Raw genomic sequence first — 23,502 nt, 5'->3', positions numbered from 1 at the left:
CGGTGTTCGTCGTCGTGGTGTTGTTCATGCCGCCCGCTCCTCGTCCGCCACGTCGCGACCGGCGTAGAGCGCCGCCGCCATGCGCATGCCCTCGGACCACGTGACAGGTCCGACCTCGGCAGCCGTCACAGCGCGCCCTGAGGGGTCGGTCCAGCCCAGGGAGCCCGTCTCCGTGCCGTACTCGTCGTAGCCGTCGTGCTCGCCGATCCAGATGCGGGCCTCGGCGGTGACGCCGTCCTCGACGACCGGGCAGACCGCGTACCCGCCACGCGACCGGTAACCGAGCTGGGTGACGCGGCCGTGCAGGAACCGCAGTTCCTTGAACACGCCACCGGCGTAGGTGTCGACGGAGGTGGTGTCAGGGGCAAGGCCCGGCGGGCGGTGCCACACCTCCCGGAACAGCTGCTCCACGTTCTGGCGCACACCCAGTTCGACCGCGAACTCCCGGAGGTCGTCCAGGTCGTCGAGGAGGACGGGGTGAGGCACCCTGACGACGTCCGGGGTGATGCGGACGGTGTCGCCGTCCAGGTCGACCAGACCGAGACCGCGGGCGGGGTCGACGTCCCGCAGGAAGCCGGCTACCCCGCCGTCCGTGCCGGTCACCACCACGTCCCGCAGGGCGGCCTGCCACGCAGGGTCGGGCCAGACCTGGGCGAGAACGGCCGTGGGAACGGGCAGCGAACGCACCATCCACTGCTCGACGTCGGCCAGGCACCGGCGTTCGTGCCGCTCCAGCCACTCGGTCAGTTGCCGGAGCCCCACGACCGCCGGGTCGTCCTTCACCTTGGCCGGGACGGACTTCAACCGCCGGCCCTTCCCGTTGCGGCACACCACCGTGCCCGCTTCCAGAGCGACTTCGTAGTCGCCCGCCGGAACCCACCCCATGCGCTGTTCTCCCCGTTGTCCGTGACGCCGCCGGTCTGCCGGCACGCCGATGAGACCCGTCGACGGCGACGCACCGTGACGAGTGGGAGAAACTCTAGGCGCCACCAGTGACAATGCGTTCGGGGCCCGTCCACCTGGCCGCACGGCCCGCACAACCCCCGGCGGAATCCGCCCCGCACCTGGCGCGCACACCCTGACGGGAACCGTGTCGGCGGCCGAGCTCAGCCGTGCGCGGTCCCGCCCACGTCGACCGCTTCGTGGCCCTCGCGGCGTATCCGCTCGGTCCCCCACACCCCGAGGGGCTCGAGCGCGCTGTTGAGTGTGCGCCCGTGCTCGGTCAGGGAGTACTCCACGCGCGGTGGCACCTCGGCGTGGACGGTCCGGTGCACCAGACCGTCCGCCTCCATCTCACGCAGGTGCTGCGTCAGCATCTTCTCGCTCACTCCCGGCAGACCGCGACGGAGTTCGCTGAAGCGCCGTACACGGTGGGCGTCGAGTTCCCAGAGGATCAGCCCCTTCCACTTGCCGCTCACCACGTCCAGCGCGGCGTCGATGCCGCAGATGTACGGCCCGCATCTCGGTGCCTTCGCCATGGGGAGTCCCCTTACTAAAAGGTAAGTACCGCAGTAATTAGTGGGTACTTCCGAGATTAGCGGCGCCCTCCGACCATGGAACGGTGAACGAACAACAGAAGCCCACCATCAGTCGGAAGTACCCCGTCACCGTGATCGGCCTCGGTCCGATGGGGCAGGCCATGACACGCACGCTCCTCGGCGCGGGCCACCCTGTCACCGTCTGGAACCGCACCGTCGGCCGGGCCGACGGCGTCGTCGCCGACGGAGCCACGCTCGCGGCGACACCCGGCGACGCGGTGGAAGCGAGCCCTCTCGTGATCCTCAGCCTCACCGACTACCAGGCCATGTACGACGTCCTCGGCGGCGCCACCGCATCCCTCGCCGGCCGGACACTGGTCAACCTGAGCTCGGACACTCCCGACCGCACACGCGAGGCCGTGGCCTGGGCGGAAGGCCACCGCGCCGGCTTCCTCACCGGAGGTGCCATGGTCCCCGCGCCGATGGTCGGCACGGAGGCGGCCTATGTCTACTACAGCGGCCGCCACGAGGTGATGGAGAGCCATCTGGCGACCCTGGCGCGGCTCGGGACACCGAAGTACCTGGGTGAGGATCCGGGCCTCGCCCAGATGATGTACCAGGCCCAACTCGCGCTCTTCCTCACCACCTTGTCCGGACTGATGCACGCCACGGCGATGCTGGGCGCCGCAGGAATCCCGGCCAGGGAAGCGCTGCCCGAGCTGCTCTCCGCCGCCGACTCGATCGGGGACATCATGCGGGCGGGTGAGGAGAACCCCGGCGCCGCGCTCGACGCCGGCGAGCACCCCGGCGACCTCAGCACCGTCACCATGATGGGGGCGACCTCCGACCACATCGTCGACACCAGCACCTCCCTCGACCTCGATCTCGCGCTTCCCCTGGCCGTGCAGGCCCACTACCGGCGCGCGATCAAGGACGGACACGGCGGCGACAACTGGACCCGGATCATCGACAGCATCCGGGGACCACGCTGACCGCACGCGGAAGGGAGCCGGGACACGGCGCCTCGATCACTGCCACGATGTCCCGATGTCCTCTCCCGTCCTTCCTGAACTGTGGTGGCGCGGAGTCGCCGCGAACCCGGCTGCGCCTCCAGGGGTTCTGCTGCGTCTGCTGACCGCCCGGGCACGCGTCGCCTGGGCGGTCCTCTGCGAGGAACGTCCTCTCCCCGAGGACGTCGTCGAGGCAGTCGTCGCACACCCGGAGTGGAGGATCCGCCGCGGCTTCGCCCGCAACCGCCACGTGGGCCCCGAGCAGCGTGGCCGACTGGTCGACGACCCTCATCCCCTCGTGCGCGCGGCACTCGCAGCGGGCCCTCGCCTCCGTCTGGGAAGGGTCCAGGCGCTGCCCGACCACGTCCTGGAAACCCTGTTGACCGCGCGGGACGACCCCACCCGGGACCGGCTGCTCACGGCGGATGAGATCAGACAGGAGCTGGAGATCTCGGGACAGATCCCGCCGTCGTTCCGCCGCAGGATGCTCGATCACCCGAACCCCGAACTGCGGATGAAGGCTGTCGGCCTGTGGCTGTGGCTCACCCCCGGCCGGCGCGACGCACTTCTGGCCGATCCTGTGAGGGCGGTGCGTGAAAGAGCTCGCGCGAGCAGCCGGATCCTGGACCCGGAGGCGATGGAGGCGGACCTGCCCGAGAACGGCTGCCACCATCGCTCCCTGCTGCTCGTCAACTACGCGGTCTCCCGCAGCGTGGCCGAACGGTGCCTCGCCGAGCGACGTGATCTGGGAGCCCTGGCCCGCAATCCCCATCTGCCGACCGGTGTCGTCTCCCGCCTGGTGCGCGACCCCGACCCCGGCGTACGTGAACGAGTCGCCGCCAGAGCCGACCTGGATCCGGTGCTGCTGGCCGAACTCGCCCAGGATCCCGACAGCGCCGTACGAACCCGAGCCGTGCTGCAGCCACTCCCACGTTCCTGGTCGCAGCGCGGTGCGATCGACCGCGTCATCGGCCACACGGCCGAGAGCATCGGCACGGTCGACGAGATGTTCGACGAGCCGGGGACGAGCTGGTACGAAGCCTGTGCGGCATCCCCCCACGCACTCATGCGCCGGATCGCCGCGACCTGCCCCGAGCTGCCGCAGGAGCTGGTCCGAAGCCTGGCCTCCGACCCCGACGCCGACGTGCGCCACCTCCTGGCCTGCAACCATCCGCTCGCGCCACCCGACCTCCTCCTCGACGCCTTCATAGCCATGCCGCGCCAACGCCCCTACCTGCTCACGCTTCCGCGCCTGCCCCGCACCGGGCTGCACCGCCTCCTCGACGACGAGGACCCCGGACTCCGTGCCCTGGCAGCGGCCGACGCCGGCCTCGCGGAGCCGCCCGTCCGCCTGCTGGCCGACCCGGAGCCGAGCGTGCGCCGAGCCGCGGCGGCCGGTCCGCTCCTTCCCCTCGCCCTGATCTCGTCGCTCCTCGAAGCCCCGGAGCACGCCGAAGCGGCCGCCGCCAACCCGACTCTGCCCCCGGAGAAGCTTCACGCCCTGCTCGACCGCAGCGGACTGCCCTGACCGCCGCACGGCACGACGACGGGCAGCGGACCCGACGACCTCGTCGGGCCCGGCGCCTCCGGGGCGCGGCCGATCCGCCGCGATCAGGAAGTGGTGTGCCCGTACGCCGTGCCGTCCTTCGGATGGAGCTTGCGGAAGTACGTCCAGCTGGTCTCGTTCGGTTCGCTCCACTTCTCCGGAGCGTGGGCGAACTCCGGTTGGTGGTCGGAGATGTAGGCGCGGGTGCGCTCCGGGACCTCGGCGTACGAGCCGAGCTTGCGGCCCCGGCAGTGGAAGGTGAGGCCGCCGGGCCGCTGACCGCGGGCCATCCACGGGAGCCAGGGGGACATGCGGGTCCACGACATGGTGGCCGGGACGCCGGGAGCCCGGCCGGCGAGGTCGGCGCGGTCGGCGTAGAACTGGAAGAGCTCCAGGGCCTTGTACGTGTCGCCCGCCGAGTGGACGGGGTACTGCGCCACCGGCAGCGGCGAGGGGTAGGCGAGGGGGATCTCCAGGCTGAAGCAGACCTGTTCGCCGAGCTCGGTCGTGGGGATCGGGAAGGGGCGCCACTTCTGGTTCGCCGGGTCGTTCCAGATGTGCACCACCGGCTGGTCCTGCCAGGTCTCAAGGATGTCGCGGGTGGCGGGATCGAGGTAGAAGGCGGCCTCGCGGGTGAGCAGCTGGTAGGAGCCGGGGCCGGCCTCGACGTCCTGGACCAGCCGGGCGACGTTGAGTCCCTCGAAGCCGAAGACGCGCTGGTAGGGCTCGTCGGGACCCCAGGAGTAGACGTCTCCGGACCACCAGTACGTGACCTCCTCGCCGTCGAGCGAGGCGCGGGTGCGGGCGAAGGAGCGGAGCAGTTCAGCGGGTGTCGTCATACGGCCCACTGTGCGCGGTCACCACGCCGGCCGGGTGGGAAACACCCGGGTCCTGTCCGAAGCGGCCGGAATACCGCTCCTCCCCGGCCCGGTGCAGGCCGCGTGTGCGTATTCGAGCGGACCGATGGTGCGCCTGCGCCTATCGTGGGCCGGGAAGCTGGGTTCTTCCTGGGACCGCGTCCCGAGGCGCACCTCGTGTGTCAGCCGGCCCTTCGACCCGGCGACCGTCGCCGTACCGCCCACCTGGAGTCGTACATGACCACAGCCCAGGACTTGTCGATCATCGCCGCCGCTCCGGACACCGACCCCGGCGTGGAGTTGGGCGATCTGTCGCTGGCGTTGGCGGGAGCCGAACTCATCGATCTCATCGGTGCCCGGGCCGTCACCCTCGACAGCGAGCGCCTCGTGCCCGGCGCGACGCCGCGCACCGAGAACGCTCTGCTGCTCGAGGCCGCATCGACCTTCACGGGGGGTCCCCCTCACGACACCGTGGAGGACTGGCTGTGGCGCCGGGGCCCGGAGCTGGCCGAGCGCTATCGGGCCGACCTCGACGCAGCGGGCCTCGGAGCGCCGGCGCGGTCCCGTCACCCGTTCCGTAAGGCTCGTCCGGCAGACGCCGACACCTCTGCCCTCAGCAGGGCGAACGACCGCTGGACGGCCGGCGAACCCGTTCTCGCGAGCCTCGCGGCGGCGGCCGGCATCGGGCAGGTGTCGGACGACACGCTGGCCGGCCTGGAGGACGACCAGGGCGCCGTACTGACCGCGGTCCACCACGCCGTCACGGAGCTGGCAGCCGAACGGCAACGCAGATCGATCGAAGGGGCGGCGTTCGACAACATCTGGCGCGGCTACTGACACCGGGCGCGCGGTGGAAGGCGCTTCCGGGAGGGCGGAGCCGGGCTGCACCTGTTGCCGGGCCGAGCAGGCAGTGGTGCGATGGACAGGGTCCGCAGGTCCGCGCGAGCGCCGGACGGAGAGTGCCCGCGCCCTTCCTGGCCTGGCGGTCCGGCAGCTGTGGCCGAAGCACCGGGGCGAGAGCTTCCACGCCTTCGCCGCGCCGTCCGCCACGGCTGCCCGCTCCCTTTCCTGATCAACGGAGACAGCCATGGCCACCTACCGAGCCGCGCAGGTCGCTACCCCGAACGGCCCCTTCGACATCGTCGAGCGCGAGGTGACCGACCCGGGCCCCGGCCACGTACGTCTGTCGGTCGAGGCCTGCGGGATCTGTCACAGCGACGACGCCTTTGTCAGCGGCGGCATGCCCGGCGTGCCGTTTCCGCTGGTTCCGGGGCACGAGGTGGCCGGGCGCGTCGCGGAGCTGGGGCAGGGAGCCGGGGAGGCCGGGTGGAAGGTGGGGGACCGCGTGACGGTGGGATGGTTCGGAGGGAGCTGCCGGCGCTGCACCGCTTGTAGGCAGGGCGACTTCATCGTCTGCGAGAACCTGAAGGTCCCCGGCTGGGCGTACGACGGAGGTTTCGCCGAGTCCATGATCGCGCCGGTGGACGCACTCGCACGCATCCCCGAGGCCCTCTCGGCGGCGGACGCCGGCCCCCTGGCCTGCGCGGGGGTCACCACCTACAACGGGCTGCGGCGCAGTACGGCCGTGCCGGGCGACCGGGTCGCCGTGCTGGGTCTCGGCGGCCTCGGGCACCTCGGTACGCAGTTCGCCGTGGCCATGGGATTCGAGACGGTGGTCATCGCCCGGGGGCCCGAGAAGGCCGGCCTCGCCGAGGAATTCGGGGCGCACCACTACATCGACAGCACGGGGCCGACTCCGGTCGCGGACGCGCTGCGGTCCCTGGGAGGAGCCAAGGTGGTGCTGGCCACCGCCGGCAATTCCGAGGCCATCACGGCGACCGTCGACGGGCTGACGCACCGGGGCGAGCTCGTGGTCATCGGAGTCACGCCCGAACCGTTGGGCATCAGCCCGCTCCAGCTCATCATGCCGGGCAGGAGCGTCCGCGGTCATCCGTCCGGAACCGCGCAGGACGTGCAGGACACCATGGACTTCAGCGCCCTTCACGGCATCCGCCCCACCGCGGAGACCGTGCCCCTGGCAGAGGTGGGCGAGGCCTACCGGAAGATGCTCTCCGGGGCCGCTCGCTTCCGCATGGTCCTCACCACCGACTGACGCCGGCCTCAGCGGGCACGGGCGGTCCGCCGGGAGGGGCCCACCCGTTGTCATGCCACGTCCACCATGGAGACACATGGGATCATGTATGTGTAGCGTTCATGTATCCGAGGGAATGCCGTCATACGGCCCGTGGATGTTTCGGCCATGGACATCCCCCGTTTCGGAATCCCCGAGAAGCTCGCCGACCGCATGAGCATGGCCGAGCAGCACGAGTACCTGCGTGCCCGGCTGACCCGGCGCGGAGTGCTCCGTACGAGTGCGGCCACCGCGGCTGTCGTGGGCACCGGCGTGGCTTCTGGACTCGCCTCCCCGTCCGCCTACGCGGCGGCGCCGGACGTGGCGACGTCGCGAGCCAGTTCGACGCAGGTGGACGGTTCTCTGGTCGCGCCCTTCGGTCGGCACCTCGCGTACGGGGCCGACGCGAAGACACAGATGACGGTCTCCTGGCAGGTCCCCTTCGCCGTGAAGCGGCCCTACATCCGGATCGGGCTCAAGCCCTGGGCGCTCAGCCGCAGGATCGACGCCGAGATCCGGCACCTGACGACGCCTCCGCTCAACAACGGCAAGATCGCGGCAGCCGAGCAGTTCTACGTACACGCGGCCCTGGAAAGGCTGAAGCCCGGGACGACGTACTACTACGGCGTGGGCCACGACGGATTCGACCCCGCGGAGACCCGCAACCTCGGCACGCTCGGTACCTTCACCACCGCGCCCCAGCGCGCCGAGCCGTTCACCTTCACGGCCTTCGGTGACCAAGGGGTCAGCTACCACGCGCTCGGCAACGACCAGTTGATCCTGGGCCAGAACCCGGCCTTCCACCTGCACGCGGGCGACATCTGTTACGCCGACCCGTCCGGGTCCGGGCAGGCCACCGATTCCTACGACGCCCGGACCTGGGACCAGTTCCTGGCCCAGACGGAGACAGTGGCCAAGACCGTGCCGTGGATGGTGACCACCGGCAACCACGACATGGAGGCGTGGTACTCGCCCGACGGCTACGGCGGGCAGAACGCCCGCTGGACACTCCCGGACAACGGACCTGATCCCGTCGGCCAGCCGGGCGCCTACTCCTTCACGCACGGCAACGTCGGCGTGATCGCGCTCGACGCCAACGACGTCTCGTACGAGATCCCCGCCAACTTCGGCATCAGTGGCGGCAGGCAGACACGCTGGCTGGACCGGCGCCTGGGAGAGCTGCGTGCCCGCGAGGACATCGACTTCGTCGTCGTGTTCTTCCACCACTGCGCGTTCTCCACGACCAACGCGCACGCTTCGGACGGCGGGGTGCGCGACGCGTGGGTACCGCTCTTCGAGAAGCACCAGGTGGACCTGGTCATCAACGGCCACAACCACGTCTACGAGCGCACCGACGCGATCCTGAAGAACGCGGTGGGGCGCACGGTCCCGATCGGCGAGCGCACCGACCCCACCCGGGACGGCATCGTGTACGTCACGGCGGGTGGTGCGGGCAAGGCGCTGTACGACTTCCCGGCACCCGACAGCTACGAGGGCCACGTCGCGGACCTGGAGAGCGTCGACACGTACCACGTGGCCAAGGGGGGCGGTAAGGCGACCGAGACCGTGGAGTGGTCCCGGGTGCGCTACACCGGCTTCTCGTTCCTGGCGGTGGAGGTGGAGACCGGCCGCCACGCCCGGATGAAGGTCACGGCGCTCGCCGAGTCGGGGGAGCGCGTCGACCACTTCGAGATCAGCCGAGGCTGAAGGGTCTGAGGGGGCCGAAGGGCTGCTTGTCGGAACGGAGTTGCCGTCGAACGCCTCGCCGCCGGAGCGGTCTCCTCCGAGCGGAGAGCGCGCCGGCGGTGACCCGCGTGCGGACGTTTCACGCGCGCAGCGGCAGGGCGCCGACGACGACGCTGGTCACCGTCCTGCGAACGGCTGCGGTCTGCGGCGGGGCGCTCGCCCGGTCGGCGCACAGCAGGTGCGCTGCGCCGACCAGGGCGGGGGCGAGCGTATCGACGTCGGTGTCGTCGGCCAGGCGTCCCAGCTCCCGCTCGGTGGCAAGGTAGGCGGCAATCGCGGAGCTTGCCTGCATGACCAGGGGAATGCCTGCGAGCCCGGCCTGGCGCAGCCGGGCGCGCAGGCCGTCGCGGAAGGTGATGAGCGCGACGATCGCCACGGTGACCGGCCCGAACAGGTCCTGCAGTGCCTCGGTCAGGTTGTCCACCACGCTCCCGGTCCCCGCGGCCGCCCTCAGGACCGTGGCCCGGTCCTCGATACCGCGGACGCGGTCAAGGATGAGTTCGGTCAGGAAGGCGTCGAAGTCGGTGAAGTGCCGGTGCAGGACGCCCTTCGAGCAGTTCGCCTCCTCCGTGACCGCCCTGCTGGTCAGCGCGTCGGGCCCGTCCCGAAGCAGGACGCGCTCGGCAGCCGCGAACAGCTGGTCACGCACGTTGTGGATGTGTACCCCTGACGGCATGGTGTCTCTCTCCGCTCCGTCCCGCTTCCACACGTGGGCAAGCGCCCATTAGAGTGGGCGCATGCCCACTCTATCCCGAGGAGAGCCGGGCCGCTCCGGTTCCGAGCCCCACCGTCACCGGCAGGTCGCCGAGTCGTTCGGTGTGGACGCCGCACGCTACGACCGGGCCCGGCCGCCGTATCCCGATGCGCTGGTGGACCGGATCGTCGCGACAAGCCCGGGTCGAGACGTGCTCGACGTGGGGGCGGGGACCGGCATCGAAGCCAGGCAGTTCCAGGCGGCCGGCTGCACCGTGCTCGGGGTCGAGCCCGACGAGCGGATGGCCGCCTTCGCGCGACGCGGCCCGATCGAGGTCGAGGTCGCCAGGTTCGAGGACTGGCAGCCTGCCGGACGGCAGTTCGACGCGGTCGTCGCCGGCACCGCCTGGCACTGGGTGGACCCTGTCGCCGGTGCGGCCAAGGCGGCCCGGGTCCTCCGGCCCGGCGGCCGGCTCGCCCCTTTCCATCACGTCCCCCAGCTCCCGGACGCGGTGACCGACGCGCTTGCCGAGGCGCACCGCCGGGTGGCCCCCGACTCCCCGATCAGTCTCGGCGCGGTGAAGGGATCGGCCCTGGACGCGGCCCAACCGCTGTTCGCGAGAATCGCCGACGGGATCCGGCGGACGGGCAGGTTCAGCGAGCCGGAGCAGTGGCGCTTCGCGTGGGAGCGCAGATACACCCGGGAGCAGTGGCTGGACCAGCTCCCCACGTTCGGCGCCCTCACCCGAATGGCCGCAGACGAACTAGCGGACGTCCTGGACGGCGTCGGAACCGTGATCGACACGCTCGGCGGCGCCGTCACCGTGCCGTACACCACGGTGGTGGTCACCTCGACCCGCTCCGGTAAGGCATGACCGCATCAAGGCCGAGGTGCACCCCCGGTGCCGAGATCGCGGACGCCTTCGTCCCGGACGGCACCGTCTGCTGACGTGACCGGCATGCGTCGTACGGTGGGCAGTGGGTACGCGAGGTGCGACACCGCCCGCCCCCGCACCAGAACGGGCGCACATCGACGGGAGCAAGGACATGACTGACCGAAGGCCCTCAGGAATCGCCTACAGCGGTGCGAAGGCCAGCCCGCCGCCGATACCCGCCGACATGCCCGACCAGCAGGTCCAGGAGAGCGAGGACGCCCTCGACGTGGTTCTTCCGCCGGGCGCCGAACGCCCGGAGGCGGAGCCGGATGCCGAGCCCGACCAGCCCGACCCCGACGAGGCCGGTTCGGGCCGCAGCGCCGCTCGCAATGCCGGCGTCCACCCGGAGCAGCCCACCCCGGACGAGTCGACGGGGTGACTCGTGGCCCCAGGCTTCCCTGCCACCGACCGCCTGTTCCGCACGACGCGGGCAGTCGGCGGCAGGGTATGTAGGGGCCACGCGGCGTCAGGTCGGACGCAGAGGCGTGCCGCACCTGGTCTCAGTGAGACGTGTGTCCGGTGCGCTGCCCGCTACGGCACCCTGCGCCGCCGATGTAGTACGCATTGAGGTAGTTCGGGCCGGCGCCCGGCAGCTGCGTGGGGCCGGGACTGACACAGAGGTGGTAGTCGTTCGTGCTGCCGCCTCCCCTGACGTCGACGTGGACCAGCACCGTCGTCTCGCCGCAGTGGTTGTATCCGGCGAACTGGGACTCCCGGACGCTGTACCGGAAGAAGCCGCACTGCACGGCGGCGCTCGGACGCGTCTGCCGTACTTCAGGACCGCGGACGGATTCCGCGGAGGTCGGACCTGCGGACGCAACCATCGACGTCGCGACGAGTGCGCCCGACGCTGCCGCGAAGGCGATTCGACGGGTGCGGGCCAGGGAGGGCTTCACAGGCATTCCTTCATACGGCGAGTGAGGGCGAGGGGAGCCGGCGGATGGGCGTATGCCTGGTCGGCGGCTCCTGACCGGGCGCGCCGTTCATCGGCACGGCAACCGTAACTCACTGTGCGTAAAAGATAGCCGAATGTCACCGGATCGAGTGGTTGCACCTCGAGGACGGCCGCCGGGACATGCCCCGCCGTGACGGCTCAGCGAAGCAGCGCTCCGCGCACGGTGATTCCGTGCCGCCTGCGCAGCCGCCGCAGTTCCCACATCGCCACTGCGGTGACGGACAGGGGGGCGCCCAGGGTGAAGGCCACACGCACCCCGAACGGCACGCTGTCGTAGGCGCCCCGGAACACGTCGAAGAGCGTGACTTCCCAGACGAGCAGTGTCGCCAGCAGAGGAGGAACCGTCTCGTGGAGGTCCGCCGTCCGGAAGACGTGCACGAGCGACTGGGCGATGCCGTAGAGGGCGAAGGGGGCGAGCCACAGCAGGAAGGCGCCCAGGGCGAACAGCAGAGCCACCCGTCCTGCCGAGGCGGTCCAGTCCGTGTTCTCGTCCACGTAGCCCAGCCCTGTGATCAGTCTCGGTACGGCGAGCGCGACGAAGAGCGCGAGCAGGGCTCCGGCGGGCTTGCCCACACGGCGTAGGAACAGGCGCCGGTTGGGTGGGCGGGCCGCTGCGATGAAAATGGCGACAGCGACCGGAAAGGTCACGGCCAGGACGATGAGAGTGGTACGGATCTGGGCGAAGCGGTCGTCCACGACGGCGTCGGTGTCCGATGCCAGGCCGTACGACAACAGCATCCACGTGATGGCGACCAGGCCGACGACCGTCCGCAGGACCTGCACCCTCTTCACGGCCGGGTCGTGCACGCGGTCGGGACGGGACGGCGTGAACACCGCGCGCCCCACAGCGAACGGATTGAAGAGACGTCCGAAGGTCAGTCGGCGTGCCCGACCCGGCGGCCACGGGCCCGCCGGCGGCACGGGTGGCCAACCCGGTTGCGGCGGTTGTCCGCCGCCGTGCGGACTCCACGGCGTCCCGCCCCCGTTTCCACTCATTCCTGTGTCCCTCCTGGATCCGTGTCGTGGGTTCACGAGAGAGTAGACGGCTCTCCGTGCCTGAATGCGCATCATTCCCGCTGCAGTTGTGTCTCAGTCGGCTGCTTGAAGGGGCGGTGCCACCGTCGTCGGTCACCCTGCGGGTGGGGCACCCGCCCTCGCTGTCCGGCCGCGAGGGCCTGGGACGAGAACACCCTGACAGGGGGAGGAGGAACCGCCGTTCGTGTCCGTCCCGGGCGGGCAGCGGGCGGGCGTTTCCTCGTGCGAGGGTGTGGTCATGCTGATCGCGACGGCCGGGCTGCCCGGTGCGGGGAAGACCTCGGTCGCCGAGGCGCTGGGGCGGGAGTTGGCCGCTCCGGTCGTGTCGGTGGATCCGATCGAGGCGGCGATGTGGCGTGCGGGTGTGGCTCGCAGTCGTACCACCGGCCTCGCGGCGTATGCCGTGACCGAGGCTGTGGCCGACGGTGTGCTGGCCCTGGGACAAACGGTGATCGTCGACGCGGTCAACGCCGTCGAGGAGGCGCGGGGTCAGTGGCGGTCACTGGCGAGCCGTCACGGCGTGCCCCTGGTGTTCATCGAGGTGGTGTGTTCGGATCCGACCGTGCACCGTCGGCGGCTCGGGAGCCGGTCCCGGGACATCGAGGGCTTCAGCGAGCCGAGCTGGGAAGCGGTGGAGCGGCGGCGGGCGGAGTTCGCCCCGTGGGTCGACGACCGGTTGGTGCTGGACAGTGTGGTCGACCTGCAGTCGAACGTCGCGGCGGCGCTGGACTTCCTGGCCGCGGTGACCTGACCGCGGCCGGGGCGTTGCCGCCTCCCGGCCTGCACGGGGTGCGTCGGCCTCAAGCGGAGACGGGTGGCGGCCCGGCGGGAAACCGCCGCCGGGCCGCCACCGCGCATGATCCCGACCCTTGTGCGGCAGTTGGAAACCCCGGTCAGGTCCGGCTGCTCGACGGTGCGGAATCCCCGGAGGGACTCAGGCGTGGAGGGCGGGCCGGTAGACGAGCTCCTGGATGTGGCCGTCGAGCGTCCGCTGTTCGATCAGGTCGAGGTCGAAGTCGGCCGCACCCTGGAAGACGGGGTCCAGCCCGCTTCGCCCGGTGATCACGGGGAAGAGTGTCACCTGAACGCGGTCGACCAGACCTGCGGCCATCAACGCCCGGTTCATCGACAGGCTTCCGTGCGAGCGCAACGGCACATCCGACTCCTCTTTGAGCCGGGCGACGACCTCCACCGCGTCTCCGCTCACGACTTCCGCGTCCGGCCAGTCGACAGGCGCTTCCAACGTGGTCGACACCACCGTTGCCGGCATGTTCCTCATCCGCGTGACCCATGGGTCACGCACATCTGACTCCTCGGTGCTTGCGGCCAGCATCTGTGCGAACAGCCGGTACGTACGGGCCCCGAAGACCATGCGCTGCTCCTCGCCGTACAGGGCGAGGCGGTGCGCGAGGAGTTCGGGGCCTTGCCTGCCCCAGTAACCGGTCCAGTCACCCCCGGCGGCGCCGAATCCGTCCAGGCTGGAGAAGACGTCGAATGTGTAGCTGGCGGCCATGGTGTTCTCCTCGCGTGCGGTTGATCGTGGTTCAGGGGAGGTGTCAGGAGAGGATGCTCAGGCAGGGCCTCCGAGGACGGGTGGTCTGGGACGGGGACTCGGAACGACGGGAGAACTCATCGCCATGGACTCCTGAAGACCGCTCGTTCGCCGCGATCCCGGGGGACCGGCCGAGCGAGAAGACCTGTCGCTTCGGTGCACGCACCGCGGATGCGCGTCAGGTCCTTCGGCTTCATGGTGCTCGTCGAACGACGGTGCGCCGCGTCGCTGTTCACGCGCGTGGGCGGGGCGGGTGAGGGCGTCGCCGTATGCGCGCCGACTAGCCGCTCGGATGCTGTCTGCGCCATTCGAGCATGAGGATCGTCGCATCATCGTTCAGGCGTTCTCTCTGGTGTTCCAGGAGCGAGTGGATGAGTTGACGCAGTGCCTCGGAGGCGAGTTCTCCGGCGGCGGTGGCCCGGATGATGGACGTCGTGAATCCGGACAGGCCGAACTGGGCTCCGCCGGCCAGGCGCGCCTCGGTCACGCCGTCCGTGTACAGGATGACGCGGTCCCCGGGCTGTAGTGACACCTCATGGACGACACGCGGCGAGCCTCCGAGTGTGGCGGGCGTGCCCATCGGAGGTTCGCCCGGATACGCCAGAGCGTCTTCCAGGACCTGCTGGTCACGGATGAGCAGGGGTGGCGGATGCCCGCAGTTGACCCAGCTCAGAATCCCGCTGGGCATGTCCAGCTCCATGACGATTCCCGTGCAGAACTGCTCGGGAAGCCATTCGGAGAGTGTGTCGTCGACCGTATGGGCGAGCTCGCGCAGCCCGGATCCTCTGCGGCGGGCACTTCTGCAGCCGGCCATCGCGATCGCGGTGGTCAGCCCGGACGCCAGGTTGTGTCCCATGGCGTCGAGGATCACGGCGTGCAACGTCGACTCCGTCAGCGCGTGATCGAAGGCGTCCCCACCGAGTTCATAGGCGGGCTCGAGGACCGCGGTCGAGATGGCTCTGTCCTCACCGATCGAACGGGGCGGAAGCAGGGCCCGCAGCATCTCGGCGGGCAAGGTCATCGTCCCGGTGCGCGCTTGCTGTACGAACCGGTCGCTGAACGCACGTTTGGAAGTGATCACCATGGCGAGGACGGACGCGATCGTCCTGCAGCGTTCCAGCAGCGTGGTGTCGAGCGAAGTCAGGTGGATGCCGACGACTCCCAGGCGTTCCACGCCGTCGACGAGCGGAAGCCAGACGATCAGTTCGCCGCTGTCGGTGTCCTCTACACGCAGGGCCATCGCGCGGAAGGCCCAGCCTGCCAGTGACCCGTCCACCGGCAGACGCCGTTCGCCCGAGAGCAGCGTCAGCTGTCGCTGCTGCAGGTCGACGAGGTAGATGTCGACCTGGCGCAGTCCCAGGCGGACCGCGAATCGGTTGACCATGCCGGGCAGGTTCGTCGGGGCCGTGGAATGCACGTGGGCCAGGAACTCGTGCAGCAAGCGCTCACCGTCCCCGGCTCGGGCACCGCTCACAGCGGCCGTCGGAGCAGGACATGCACGGGGCGGTCGAGGACGGTCCGGCAAAGGGTGTTGCCGCAGGTCATGACGGACTCCAGGGCGGTGAGGGGCACCGGACACGCGTGGTCACCGTCACCCACGAGCGTCGACCTGGCAGTCGGGTCAAGCCAACAGCGGAGAGGTTCCGCGACGCCACTCCACAGCACCATCTGGCTCATTGCGTGGACGCCGCCGTCCCCCTACGACGAGCGCGGACGGTCCCGGAACGGCGGTCCGGGAGGCCGCGGGATGTGCGGGGCCCGGCCTTTTGCAGTGAGGGTCGGCCGCCGTACACGACCGGTACCCGGAGTGACCCATGTCAGTGGCTGGTGGGAGGATTCCCAGGTGCTGAACGGGAGATACGACGACGCTCCGCTGGATGCCGGCGAGGCACTCCTGGCTCGCCCGGGATTCTGGTCGAACCATCTGTCGGCCGTCTGTGCCGGTGGAGCCGGTGACGTGCGTCCCGTTCCGGAGTGGTTCGGCGAGGACACCGCCGATGCCGATGCCCTGTCGGAGATCCTCTTCGATCCCGCGCGGTGGCCCGTGTTCCGGCTCCCGGGCGCCGACGGCTCCGAAGTCGTGGTGGTCTTCCGTAACCTGGTCGGCGACCACGGCACCGACTTCCTGCTCGTCCCGCCGGGCCTGAGCCGCGCCCAGCAGATCGCCACGGGGCAGGGGGAGCTCTCGGCGCGCGGGCTGACGTGGCGGGACCTGGTCCGCATCGCTGACAGCCCCGCACCGGAAGCCGGTGGGATCGGTGATCCGGACGCCCGGCTGCTGTTGCTTCTTCCCCTCTTCAACGACCTGGACGTGCCGGAGGGGGCACCGGCACGGCTCAGTGCGGCCCTGACCGCGGTCGGGGCGGCGCAGGACATCGCTTTGAGCGCTGCGGAGCATCTGCTGGCGGGCTTGAGCGGGAGGGTATGGCACGACTCCGCGTGGGGCTCGCCTCTGAGCGGCTGAGACCGCGCGCAGGTGCCGTCCATGGGATGGAAACGGGTGTGGCCTCCACCTGTGCAGGTGGAGGCCACACATCCGCTCGGGGGAGGAGGTCAGGCGCCCTGCTTCGCCCGTGCCATGTCGTTCACCCGGCCACGGACGAGGAACCAGCCTCCGACCAGCGCGGCAGCGATCAACGGCAGGCACAGGACGGTCGTCCTGCCGACGCCGCCGCCCCACCACATCAGGAAGGCCACACCGACCAGGAACAGCAGTGTGACGATCTGGGTGTACGGGGCCCAGGGCAGGCGGTAGGCGGGCCGCGAGACCCGGCCGTCCTGCGAGCGGTGCCAGAACACCAGGGAGCAGAGCATGATCATGCCCCAGGTGCCGAGGATGCCGATCGACGCGAAGTTCAGCACGATCTCGAATGCCTGGCCGGGCACGACGTAGTTCAGCCCGACACCCAGCACCCCGAAGCCCGCAGTCAGCAGAATGCCGCCGTAGGGCACCTGCCCCTTGTTCATCAGACCGGTGAAGCGGGGCGCGGAACCCGACAGGGCCATGGAACGCAGGATACGGCCCGTGGAGTAGAGGCCGGAGTTCAGGCTGGACAGCGCGGCGGTCAGCACGACCAGATTCATCACGCCTGCCGCACCGGGCACGCCGAGCTTGTCCATGACGGTGACGAACGGGCTCTGGTCCCCGCTGTAGGAGGTGTACGGCAGCAGCAGGGCGAGCAGTACCACCGAGCCGACGTAGAACAGGCCGACCCGCCACATGATGGAGTTGATCGCCCTGGGCATGATCTTCTCGGGGTTCTCGGTCTCGCCCGCTGCGACGCCGCACAGCTCGACGGACGCATAAGCGAAGACGACTCCCTGGATCACGAGCAGCATCGGAAGCGTGCCGACGGGGAAGACGCCGCTGTCCGAGACGGTGGAGAGCCCCGGGGTGTGGCCGTCCACCGGATGCTGGGTGACCACGAGGAAGATGCCGATCAGCATGAACGCGACCAGAGCGGCCACCTTGATGATCGCGAACCAGAACTCCATCTCACCGAAGTACTTCACCGAGATGAGATTGGCCGTGAGCACCACGGCGAGGGCGATCAGCGCGAGGACCCACTGGGGGATGTCGCTGAACATGCCCCAGAAGTGGGCGTACGTCGCCGCGGCGGTGATGTCCGCGATCGCGGTGGTCGACCAGTTGAGGAAGTACAGCCAGCCGGCCGCGAAGGCGCCCTTCTCGCCCATGAACTCACGGGCGTAGGAGACGAAGGCGCCGGACGACGGGCGGTAGAGGATCAGCTCGCCGAGCGCGCGCACGACGAAGAACGCGAAGACACCGCAGACGGCGTAGGCGATGGCGAGGGACGGGCCGGCGTCGGCCAGACGGCCGCCCGCGCCCAGGAAGAGCCCGGTGCCGATCGCACCGCCGATGGCGATCATGTTGATGTGGCGGGACTTGAGGTCCTTGCTGTACCCGGCGTCGCCGGCGTCCACGTGGGGGGAGCTCGGCGCGGACGCGTCTGCGCCGAGCTGATCGGCTGCTGTGATGCTGCCGTCACTCATGGGGGAGGGTCGCCTTTGTGAGGGGAAGGTGGTCGATCCCGGCCGGGCCCGTGGGGGAGGCGCCCGGCGATGGCTCGAAGGCGCATGATCAGGAACCCTGTGATTCTGGCAGTGCGCAGTGCCTGACGAAAACAAATCTGAGGTATTTCAGAGGTTTCGGCAAAGTAAAGTAAGCGAGATCTCAGCTGCGGCGCTTGACCGGCCGCGCGACCCGGCGTGCGTCGTCGAGGTCGGCGGAGGGGGCGTCCGGCACGTCCGTCCGGTGGCGGGTGCGGGTTCCGCGCGGCCGGCGGGCCGGTGGATCGAGCCGGGCGAGGGCGGACTCATCGGTCGCACCCGGCGGGGTGCGAGTGGCGATCCGCCGTTCCCGCACCCCAGGGGGCGCCCGTCCGTCGTCAGATGGCGAGATCCGCGGTGACCGTGGAGGCGGGGGTGGTGAGGACGCCGTCGAAGGCGTCGAGCACCGGGGTGCGTACGTAGGTGCTCTGCAGCCGTATGCGGTCGGGGCCGTCGGACACCTCCGTGCGCGCCCGGCGGAGATCGGCCAAGCCGAGCCCGGAACCGGCGTCGGCGAAGGCGGCTTCGACGCTTCCCTTCTCGGGCGGCTCCAGCGCCGTGTCGGCGAGGGTGAAGCCGAAGGGCGCCTTCTCGTCGCGCCGCATCTCCGCGGTGTGTCCGGCCACGCTGGTGAGGCCGAGCGCGAAGTAGTCGTCGCCGAGCGCCCTGTCCAGGTGCTGTCCCATCGGGAGTCCCGTGAGGTGGCCGTCGAAGGCGATGGGTGTCTTCTGGATGTGGGCGTTGTGGGCGGCGAGAACGATGCGGGTGCCGGGGGCGAGACGTTCCAGGTGCCAGAGGACCGACCTGGCCATGTAGACGTCCCGGGCCGAGGTGTCCGCGGTGAGACCGTCTCCGGCGAACAGGCCGGCCATCGCGCGGAAGGTGTGGTCGCCGTGGAGGGCGCCTTCGAGCTGGTGCAGGGCGAGCTCGTAGTCGCGCCGGTCGCCGCGGGAGACGTAGAGCGGTTCGAGGGCGCGGAACCGGACGAGCAGGCGGGAGAGGATCGCGGTGAGGGCGTCCTGGTCGGCGGCGGGAAGGCGCGCCCACGCGGGCGCGGCCACGGCTGCCGAGCCACCGGCGAACGAGGAGGCCGTCCGCATCGCGGTCTCGAGTGCCGGCAGGGTCTCGGGGTCGACGCGGCGCAGATAGTCGGCGACCGGTTCCAGGGCGGGAAGCAGGGAACCGCCTGCCGCGGGGATGTCGATCCCGGCGAAGCGTACCGGGGACGACGCCGTGCGGTTGTACCGACGTATCCACCGCAGGGGCTCTGAGATCCCCACGGGGACCGCTGCGGCGAGGTGGGCCGCCAGGTCGTCGTCCGATCCCTCTCCTCGGGCCCAGGAGTCCAGAGGGAGCCCTTCGCTGAAGCCGTACTCGAAGCCCAGGACGGTGAAGTCGCAGCGTTCGACGAGGTACCGCAGGAGGCGCCGGCGCAGGAGGGAGAACTGCTCGATGAAGTGGGAGTGCTCGCCGATCGCGACGACGCGGGCATCCCCGATGACGTCGCGCAGGGGTTCCAGGTCGTCGAGCGGCGCGTCGGGGTCCAGATGGGCGAGCGGGACGGCGTGTCCGCGGAGCCAGTCCGTGAACGAGGCGCCGGGGGATGGAGCGGGCATGGTGAAAGGCTCGATTCTCAGTGCCGGGAGGGGCCGGGCGCTGCGGCTTCCAGGTCGTCGACGGTGCCGGACATGATCGTGCGGAGGTGCTCGGTGAGGTGAGGGAGGGGCCAGTCCCACCAGGCAAGGGCGAGGAGGCGGTCGACGTCGGCGTCGCTGTGGCGGCGGCGCAGGAGCCGGCCGGGGTTGCCGCCGACGATGCCGTAGTCGGGGACGTCGTCGACGACGACGGAGCCGGAGGCGATGATCGCTCCGTGGCCGATGCGCACGCCGGGCATCACCATCGTCCCGTAGCCGAACCAGACATCGTTTCCCACCACGGTGTCGCCCCGTCCGGGCAGGCCGGTGATGAGGTCGAAGTGGTCGGACCAGGATCCGCCCATGATCGGGAAGGGGAACGTGGAGGGGCCGTCCATCCGGTGGTTGGCGCCGTTCATGAGGAACCGCACGCCCTCGCCCAGCGCGCAGAACTTCCCGATGACGAGTCTCTCCGGCCCGTAGTGGTAGAGGACGTTGCGGGTCTCGAAGGCGGTCGGGTCATCCGGATCGTCGTAGTACGTGAACTCACCGACCTCGATGAGCGGTGAGGTGACCAGCGGCTTGAGCAGGACGACCCGCGGCTGGCCGGGCATCGGATGCACCACGGTCGGGTCGGCGGGGACAGGCGGCATCTCTGATCAGTTCCTTCTCCGTGGAGGTGTGGACGCGTCACGCGTTGTTGCCGAGGAGTACTGAACTTCCTTGGAAAGGAGCCGAGTTCACCGGCGCGTTTGTCGAGCAGCTGTTCCGGCCGGTCGTGGTTCACAGGCCGGCATCAGGCCGGTCGGGCCGGAGCCCACCATCATCACGCCGGCGCCCGAACGGTCCCTCCTCAGAACGGCACGTGTCGTGCCGCAAAGGAAAATGCACCGGCCGGGGTCGCGTCAAGTACGGCACGTGCCGTACCGATAAGCTGGCCGAATGACCGACCCCCGCCGCGGCGCCGGCCGGACCGAGACCATCATGCGGACGACGCTGGAGCTGGGGCAGGAGATCGGCTACGCCAAGCTCAGTATCGAAGCGGTCGCGGCCCGCGCCGGAGCCGGCAAGCACACGATCTACCGCAGATGGCCGTCCAAGGGCGCCCTCCTCCTCGACTCGCTGCTCTCCCTGCACGAGCCGAGCCTGGACTACCCCGACACCGGCGACATCGTCGCGGACCTGCGTGAACAGATCCACGCGGCCGTCGACCTGCTGGGCAATCCTCCCTTCGGCCCGTTGTTCCAGGCGCTGGTCGGCGAGGCCCAGGCCGACCCGAAGGTCGCCTCCGCCCTCAACGAGCGCTTCATCTCACCGCAGGCCGACAAGACCGTGGCCCGGCTCGAAGCCGCGCGGGACCAAGGCCAGTTGTCGCCGGCCTTCGATCTGGGCCTGGCCATGGCGATCCTCTCCGGGCCGCTCTACTTCCAGTTCCTGATCACCCAGGAACCCCTGACCCATGAGTACGTCGACCGCGTCATCGAGGCACTCTTCGCGGGCATGGGTGAACCCGCGTGAGCTGACCGGCCACCCCTGCGAAGCTGGTCCGGGCGGCGTGGCGACCGAGCCGTCACATTGTTGGAACCTCGGCCTCGGAGCCTTGGCCACGGGGTTGGCGCTGGTCGCGGCCGTCAGCCCGGCGCCTGCCGCCTACGCGGCCAACTCCGGCGCGTACGTCACCACGCTCGTGGACGGCGACGGAGCCGTCACGGATGACTTCGGCGACCACTTCGACGAGCTCGGCAACTCGCTCTGCCACGGCTGTGGAAAGTCCTCGAACACCGACATCGTCATGCTGTGGCAGAGCATCCTGGCCGCCGAACACCTGATGGAGCCCTCCGACGTCGGCGGTGACTTCGGCCCCGTGACCAAGACGGCCACCATCACGTGGCAGAGGAGACACGGGCTCAGCGGCGACGGCATGGTCGGCGACGCCACCTGGAGCAGGGCGGACGACAAACTGTCGTGGGTCGGGAGCGCCGTGCGCTACAGGAGCGGTGGGCTCTTCGGTTTCGTGGAGTTCCACCGTGGCGACACCACCAGGTCCCACGACGGCGGTGCCCACCACCTCCACAAGGTGATGCAGGGGGACGGGGGCCACGTCTTCGAGACGGGCACCCGCATCCACCTACGCTCCAGGACCATGAGCCTACTGAGCGGCTGAGCGGGACCGAGCCGCGATGAGCGGCGCAGGCATGACACGGTCCGTTTCCGGCTGTTGTCACCGATTGCCACAGAGGGCCGGCCGGCCACAACCTCCGGCGGGCGCCGTGCATCCAACCAGTGTCGCTACCCGTCACCGATCGCCCCAGGAGCAGACCGTGACCAACAGGCCTTCCAGAGTCCTCGCTGCCGCATCGTTCCTGCTGCTGAGCGGCATGGGCGTCACCGCCGCGCCCAGCGCCTTCGCGGGAACACCCGGCGGCACCTACGCCGATGACCGCAACTGCGACTTCGACGGCGACGGCTACGACGACGTCCTCACCGGTGCGCCGGGAGGCACCGACGGAGGGAAGAAGGGCGCGGGGTACGTCACCGTGCAGTACGGCGCCGCCAACGGGATGGGCACCGCCACGAGCGTTCCCCGGGTCCGGACGGCGGTGTTCGGGCAGTCGACCGCGGGCGTCCCGGGCTCCGCCGAACCCGGCGACGGCTTCGGCACGGCCGTGGCCTCGGGTGATCTCGACGGGGACGGATTCGATGACGCGATCATCTCGTTGCCGGGCGAGGACGAGGGTTCGGTGACCGACGCGGGCCGCGTGACCGTCCTCTACGGATCAAGGAACGGTCTGACCACCGCGCGCGTCGCCACTCTGCGGTCCGCCGTACCCGAGGCGGACGCACGGTTCGGCCTGGCTGTCGCCGCCGCCCGGCTCAGCGGGGAGACCGCGGGTGACCAGCTCGCCGTGGCGGACCGCTCAGGCGCCGCCCTGTTCACGTACGACGCGGGCTCGCTGCGACCGACGGGCCGCCTCGACACCGATGGTGCTCCCGGCCGTGAGGCGCTGCTGCCGGCCTCCCTGACGACGGGGAACTACGACGGTGACGGATACGCCGACCTGGTCGTGTCCGGCCGCAGCCTGGAACAGGACGGCAGGGCGTGGTCAGCGATGTACATGGGCGGTGCCGCAGGACCGGAGTACGCCCGTGATCTCGCCGGTGGTACGGCCACGGCCTCGGGAGACATCGACGACGACGGATACGACGACCTGGTCTACGGCCGGCCCGACCGACCGGAGGACGTGAACGAACCGCTCACCGGCGGCATGGTCGGCGTCCACCTGGGCTCGGCCGAGGGAATGGCGGACACGGACGACCTGGGCACCCCGGCGCAGGTGTGGACACAGGACAGCGCCGGTGTACCGGGGACAGCCGAGCTCGGCGACGGATTCGGTGCCGACGTATCCCTCGCCGACATCGACGGGGACGGCCACGCCGACCTCGCCGTGGGCGTACCGGGTGAGGACATCGGCACGGTGGCGGACGCCGGTGGGGTACGGGTGCTGCGCGGCTCGGCCGCAGGGCTGACCGCTTCCGGGGCGAAGTCCTTCGACCAGGAGTCGGCAGGCGTACCGGGATCCGCGGAGAAGGGAGACCGGTGGGGCGGACAGGTACGCCTCGCCGACACGGATGCCGACGGCCGCTCCGAACTCCTGGCCGCCGCACCTGGGGAGAACACATCGGACGGGGTCGTCTGGTGGCTCCCCGCGTCGACCACCGGGACGGTGAGCACGGGCTCGTGGTCGTACGGGGGAGGCTCACTCGGCGCTTCGGGCGCCGACGCGCTCTTCGGCGCGTCGATCGACGAGTGAGCCGGTGACGTGACCGGAGGGCCCACCGCAGGCCCTCCGGTGCGCCG

At 70.3% G+C, this 23,502-nt stretch carries 23 protein-coding genes; 12 read left to right on the top strand and 11 right to left on the bottom strand.

Annotation, left to right across the window (positions count from 1 at the left end; all coding sequences use genetic code 11):
• Positions 1–24: 24 nt before the first annotated feature.
• Positions 25–885, bottom strand: coding sequence for a DUF4132 domain-containing protein (locus OG488_RS01710; protein WP_329225183.1), 861 nt, complete (start codon positions 883–885; stop codon positions 25–27).
• 221 nt (positions 886–1,106) lie between these two features.
• Positions 1,107–1,478, bottom strand: a complete 372-nt coding sequence (locus OG488_RS01705; protein WP_329225181.1) for a winged helix-turn-helix transcriptional regulator — start codon at positions 1,476–1,478, stop codon at positions 1,107–1,109.
• Between the two features lie 83 nt (positions 1,479–1,561).
• Between OG488_RS01705 and OG488_RS01700 the strand changes: the two genes are divergently transcribed.
• Together OG488_RS01700 and OG488_RS01695 are read left to right on the top strand one after the other, a co-directional pair.
• A complete protein-coding gene (locus OG488_RS01700; RefSeq protein ID WP_329225179.1) occupies positions 1,562–2,470 on the top strand; it encodes an NAD(P)-dependent oxidoreductase in 909 nt (302 codons plus the stop codon).
• A 55-nt stretch (positions 2,471–2,525) separates the two neighbouring features.
• Complete coding sequence (locus OG488_RS01695) at positions 2,526–4,016, top strand: hypothetical protein (protein ID WP_329225178.1); 1,491 nt, start codon at positions 2,526–2,528, stop codon at positions 4,014–4,016.
• Between the two features lie 83 nt (positions 4,017–4,099).
• Here the strand turns inward: OG488_RS01695 and OG488_RS01690 are convergent, their stop codons facing one another.
• Positions 4,100–4,873: a DUF1838 family protein gene (locus OG488_RS01690; protein WP_329225176.1), complete on the bottom strand. Its 774-nt coding sequence runs from the start codon at positions 4,871–4,873 to the stop codon at positions 4,100–4,102.
• A gap of 255 nt (positions 4,874–5,128) precedes the next feature.
• On the opposite strand from OG488_RS01690, the gene OG488_RS01685 reads away from it, so the two are divergent.
• From OG488_RS01685 to OG488_RS01675, 3 genes are all read left to right on the top strand, one after another.
• On the top strand, positions 5,129–5,728 hold the full coding sequence (locus OG488_RS01685; protein ID WP_329225174.1) for a GPP34 family phosphoprotein: 600 nt from the start codon (positions 5,129–5,131) through the stop codon (positions 5,726–5,728).
• A gap of 250 nt (positions 5,729–5,978) precedes the next feature.
• On the top strand, positions 5,979–7,004 hold the full coding sequence (locus tag OG488_RS01680) for an alcohol dehydrogenase (RefSeq protein ID WP_329225173.1): 1,026 nt from the start codon (positions 5,979–5,981) through the stop codon (positions 7,002–7,004).
• A gap of 147 nt (positions 7,005–7,151) precedes the next feature.
• Positions 7,152–8,729 (top strand): purple acid phosphatase family protein, encoded by a 1,578-nt coding sequence (locus OG488_RS01675; protein ID WP_329225171.1) that lies wholly within the window; start codon positions 7,152–7,154, stop codon positions 8,727–8,729.
• A gap of 118 nt (positions 8,730–8,847) precedes the next feature.
• On the opposite strand, the gene OG488_RS01670 is transcribed toward OG488_RS01675, so the two are convergent.
• The gene (locus OG488_RS01670; RefSeq protein ID WP_329225169.1) at positions 8,848–9,444 is read right to left on the bottom strand and encodes a TetR/AcrR family transcriptional regulator; all 597 of its coding nucleotides are present in this window, start codon (positions 9,442–9,444) and stop codon (positions 8,848–8,850) included.
• A gap of 61 nt (positions 9,445–9,505) precedes the next feature.
• Here OG488_RS01670 and OG488_RS01665 point away from each other — a divergent pair, with 61 nt between their 5' ends.
• Both OG488_RS01665 and OG488_RS01660 read left to right on the top strand, forming a co-directional pair.
• On the top strand, positions 9,506–10,336 hold the full coding sequence (locus OG488_RS01665) for a class I SAM-dependent methyltransferase (RefSeq protein ID WP_329225167.1): 831 nt from the start codon (positions 9,506–9,508) through the stop codon (positions 10,334–10,336).
• Between the two features lie 172 nt (positions 10,337–10,508).
• Positions 10,509–10,775, top strand: a complete 267-nt coding sequence (locus tag OG488_RS01660; RefSeq protein ID WP_329225165.1) for a hypothetical protein — start codon at positions 10,509–10,511, stop codon at positions 10,773–10,775.
• A 121-nt stretch (positions 10,776–10,896) separates the two neighbouring features.
• Here OG488_RS01660 and OG488_RS01655 read toward each other — a convergent pair whose 3' ends face one another.
• Together OG488_RS01655 and OG488_RS01650 are read right to left on the bottom strand one after the other, a co-directional pair.
• Positions 10,897–11,292 (bottom strand): DUF6355 family natural product biosynthesis protein, encoded by a 396-nt coding sequence (locus OG488_RS01655; RefSeq protein ID WP_329225163.1) that lies wholly within the window; start codon positions 11,290–11,292, stop codon positions 10,897–10,899.
• A gap of 197 nt (positions 11,293–11,489) precedes the next feature.
• Complete coding sequence (locus tag OG488_RS01650) at positions 11,490–12,143, bottom strand: hypothetical protein (protein ID WP_329225161.1); 654 nt, start codon at positions 12,141–12,143, stop codon at positions 11,490–11,492.
• 481 nt (positions 12,144–12,624) lie between these two features.
• Between OG488_RS01650 and OG488_RS01645 the strand changes: the two genes are divergently transcribed.
• Positions 12,625–13,137 (top strand): AAA family ATPase, encoded by a 513-nt coding sequence (locus OG488_RS01645; RefSeq protein WP_329225159.1) that lies wholly within the window; start codon positions 12,625–12,627, stop codon positions 13,135–13,137.
• A gap of 183 nt (positions 13,138–13,320) precedes the next feature.
• On the opposite strand, the gene OG488_RS01640 is transcribed toward OG488_RS01645, so the two are convergent.
• Positions 13,321–13,899 (bottom strand): dihydrofolate reductase family protein, encoded by a 579-nt coding sequence (locus OG488_RS01640; protein ID WP_329225157.1) that lies wholly within the window; start codon positions 13,897–13,899, stop codon positions 13,321–13,323.
• A gap of 319 nt (positions 13,900–14,218) precedes the next feature.
• Positions 14,219–15,379 carry a PP2C family protein-serine/threonine phosphatase gene (locus OG488_RS01635; RefSeq protein ID WP_329225155.1) on the bottom strand — a complete coding sequence of 387 codons (1,161 nt, stop codon included), beginning with the start codon at positions 15,377–15,379 and terminating at the stop codon, positions 14,219–14,221.
• A gap of 402 nt (positions 15,380–15,781) precedes the next feature.
• Between OG488_RS01635 and OG488_RS01630 the strand changes: the two genes are divergently transcribed.
• Positions 15,782–16,402: a hypothetical protein gene (locus OG488_RS01630; protein ID WP_329225152.1), complete on the top strand. Its 621-nt coding sequence runs from the start codon at positions 15,782–15,784 to the stop codon at positions 16,400–16,402.
• A gap of 89 nt (positions 16,403–16,491) precedes the next feature.
• Here the strand turns inward: OG488_RS01630 and OG488_RS01625 are convergent, their stop codons facing one another.
• From OG488_RS01625 to OG488_RS01615, 3 genes are all read right to left on the bottom strand, one after another.
• Entirely contained in the window at positions 16,492–17,952 is a 1,461-nt protein-coding gene (locus OG488_RS01625) for an amino acid permease (RefSeq protein WP_329225150.1), read from the bottom strand.
• Positions 17,953–18,347: 395 nt separating this feature from the next.
• Positions 18,348–19,625 (bottom strand): erythromycin esterase family protein, encoded by a 1,278-nt coding sequence (locus OG488_RS01620; protein ID WP_329225148.1) that lies wholly within the window; start codon positions 19,623–19,625, stop codon positions 18,348–18,350.
• 17 nt (positions 19,626–19,642) lie between these two features.
• A complete protein-coding gene (locus OG488_RS01615) occupies positions 19,643–20,296 on the bottom strand; it encodes a CatB-related O-acetyltransferase (protein WP_329225146.1) in 654 nt (217 codons plus the stop codon).
• A 289-nt stretch (positions 20,297–20,585) separates the two neighbouring features.
• Here OG488_RS01615 and OG488_RS01610 point away from each other — a divergent pair, with 289 nt between their 5' ends.
• From OG488_RS01610 to OG488_RS01600, 3 genes are all read left to right on the top strand, one after another.
• Entirely contained in the window at positions 20,586–21,161 is a 576-nt protein-coding gene (locus OG488_RS01610) for a TetR/AcrR family transcriptional regulator (RefSeq protein WP_329225144.1), read from the top strand.
• An 82-nt stretch (positions 21,162–21,243) separates the two neighbouring features.
• Complete coding sequence (locus OG488_RS01605; RefSeq protein WP_329225142.1) at positions 21,244–21,807, top strand: peptidoglycan-binding domain-containing protein; 564 nt, start codon at positions 21,244–21,246, stop codon at positions 21,805–21,807.
• Between the two features lie 157 nt (positions 21,808–21,964).
• Positions 21,965–23,455, top strand: coding sequence for an FG-GAP repeat protein (locus OG488_RS01600; protein WP_406460494.1), 1,491 nt, complete (start codon positions 21,965–21,967; stop codon positions 23,453–23,455).
• Positions 23,456–23,502 lie beyond the last annotated feature (47 nt).

This window comes from Streptomyces sp. NBC_01460, assembly GCF_036227405.1.
Lineage (GTDB): Bacteria > Actinomycetota > Actinomycetes > Streptomycetales > Streptomycetaceae > Streptomyces.
Note: the sequence above shows the minus strand (reverse complement) of the source record. Positions and strands in the feature narration are given on the sequence as shown.